The following is a 1,836-nucleotide window of genomic DNA, read 5'->3' as shown; positions in this document are numbered from 1 at the left end:
CGCGACCGAGATGTCGGACGAGTATAAGGCCGCGCAGGCAGCGCTCGTCTCCAGCCACATCGCCAAGCAGGACATCGTCATCACCACCGCTTTGATCCCGGGCAGGCCAGCGCCGCGGCTGATCAGCGACGCGCAGCTCGCGGCCATGAAGCCGGGCAGCGTCATCGTCGATCTCGCCGTCGAGCAGGGCGGCAATGTCGAGGGCAGCCAGCCGGGCGAAGTCGTCGAGCGGCACGGCGTCAGGATCGTCGGCCACCGGAACGTGCCGAGCCGGCTCGCGGCGGACGCCTCGGCGCTCTATTCGCGCAACCTCTTCAACCTGTTGAGCGCCTTCTGGGACGCCGAGGCCAAGGCGGTGAAGCTGCCCGACGACGACGAGATCGTGCTCGGCGCCCGGCTGACGAAGGACGGCAAGGTCGTCAACGACCGGCTGAACGCATGACCGGGCGGGCGGCGCGGCTGGCGATGCTGCTGCCGCCGCTGGCGATCGCCGCCTGCGCGAGTGATTTCGACCAGCCCGGCACCGGCTGGAGCCGCGCCCCGGACCTCAGCGTCTTTGCCTCGATGGAGATGTATGGCGGGATTGCGCGCGAGCAATCGATTCTGTGCCAGGGCTTCCGCCCAGAGGCGGTCCGCGCCGCGTGGCGAGAGGATTTCGGCGCGCGGCAGATTGCCGTCGAAGCCGCGCTGGCCGCGCGGCACGGCGACGACGCAGTGCGGCGGGCAAGCCTAGCGCCGGTCCGGCGCATCGCCTGCCGCGAGGTGCCGGATTCGCGCTGGCGGCATCAATATGCGCGCATGCTGCGCCTGCTCGAGGCACGGCTCGGGCTGGCATAAGGGAGGACGCCTTGGACTTCATCACTATCCTGTCGATCTTCGTGCTGGCCTGCTTCGTCGGCTATTACGTGGTCTGGTCGGTGACGCCGGCTTTGCACACGCCGCTGATGAGCGTGACCAATGCCATCTCCTCGGTGATCATCGTCGGTGCCTTGATCGCGGCGATGGCAGCGGCGGTGCCGGCGGCCAAGTGGCTCGGCCTCGCCGCGATCGTGATGGCCAGCGTCAACATCTTCGGCGGCTTCGCCGTCACCGAGCGCATGCTCGCCATGTACAAGAAGAAGGAGCGCAAGGGGTGAGTGGCTCCGGCGCGCAGGGGGACGTAAGCCATGCATGAGACCGCCGCGCTGCCCGCGTGGGTGATGCTTGCCTATTTGCTTGCGGGTATCTGCTTCATTCTCGCGCTGAGGGGACTCTCCAGCCCGGAGACCTCGCGGACTGGCAACCGGCTCGGCATGTTCGGCATGGCGGTCGCGGTCGGGACGACGCTGGCCACGCACGAGATCGCCGGCCTCTACGAGATCGTCGCGGCGATCGCGATCGGCGGCGCGATCGGCTTCGTCATGGCGCGGCGGATCGCGATGACCGCGATGCCGCAGCTCGTCGCCGCCTTCCATAGCCTCGTCGGCCTCGCCGCGGTGGCGGTGGCCGCGGCCGCCTATCTCAACCCGGGCGCCTTCGGCATCGCCGACGCGGCGGGGCAGATTTTCGCGGTCAGCCGGGTCGAGATGGGGCTGGGCTCGGCGATCGGCGCGATCACCTTCTCGGGCTCGGTGATCGCCTTCCTCAAGCTGAACGGCAACATGTCGGGCAAGCCGATCATGCTGCCGCTGCGGCACGTGATCAACCTCGGCACGCTCGCGGCGATCGCGGGGCTCACCGCTTACTTCACGCAGGACCAGGATCCCTGGGTGTTCTGGACGCTGACCGGGCTCGCCTTCGCGATCGGCTTCCTGCTGATCATCCCGATCGGCGGCGCCGACATGCCGGTCGTCGTCT

The 1,836-nt window shown here is 68.7% G+C and carries 3 protein-coding genes and 1 pseudogene; all 4 read left to right on the top strand.

Annotated elements, in window-relative coordinates; genetic code table 11:
* Positions 1–442: pseudogene (locus tag ACT4N8_RS08205) on the top strand (NAD(P)(+) transhydrogenase (Re/Si-specific) subunit alpha); the annotation flags it as partial.
* On the top strand, positions 439–837 hold the full coding sequence (locus tag ACT4N8_RS08200; protein ID WP_444857646.1) for a hypothetical protein: 399 nt from the start codon (positions 439–441) through the stop codon (positions 835–837). The pseudogene ACT4N8_RS08205 and the gene ACT4N8_RS08200, both read left to right, overlap by 4 nt.
* 11 nt (positions 838–848) lie before the next feature.
* Positions 849–1,136: an NAD(P) transhydrogenase subunit alpha gene (locus ACT4N8_RS08195; RefSeq protein WP_444857645.1), complete on the top strand. Its 288-nt coding sequence runs from the start codon at positions 849–851 to the stop codon at positions 1,134–1,136.
* Between the two features lie 30 nt (positions 1,137–1,166).
* A partial coding sequence (locus ACT4N8_RS08190; RefSeq protein WP_444857644.1) for an NAD(P)(+) transhydrogenase (Re/Si-specific) subunit beta occupies positions 1,167–1,836 on the top strand: 670 nt, incomplete at its 3' end.

Source organism: Sphingosinicella sp., from assembly GCF_052387495.1.
Lineage (GTDB): Bacteria > Pseudomonadota > Alphaproteobacteria > Sphingomonadales > Sphingomonadaceae > Allosphingosinicella.
Note: the sequence above shows the minus strand (reverse complement) of the source record. Positions and strands in the feature narration are given on the sequence as shown.

Bases quoted from the DNA above. Each gene is read 5' to 3' on its own strand.
- ACT4N8_RS08200 (WP_444857646.1), top strand. From the start codon at position 439: ATGACCGGGCGGGCGGCGCGGCTGGCGATGCTGCTGCCGCCGCTGGCG.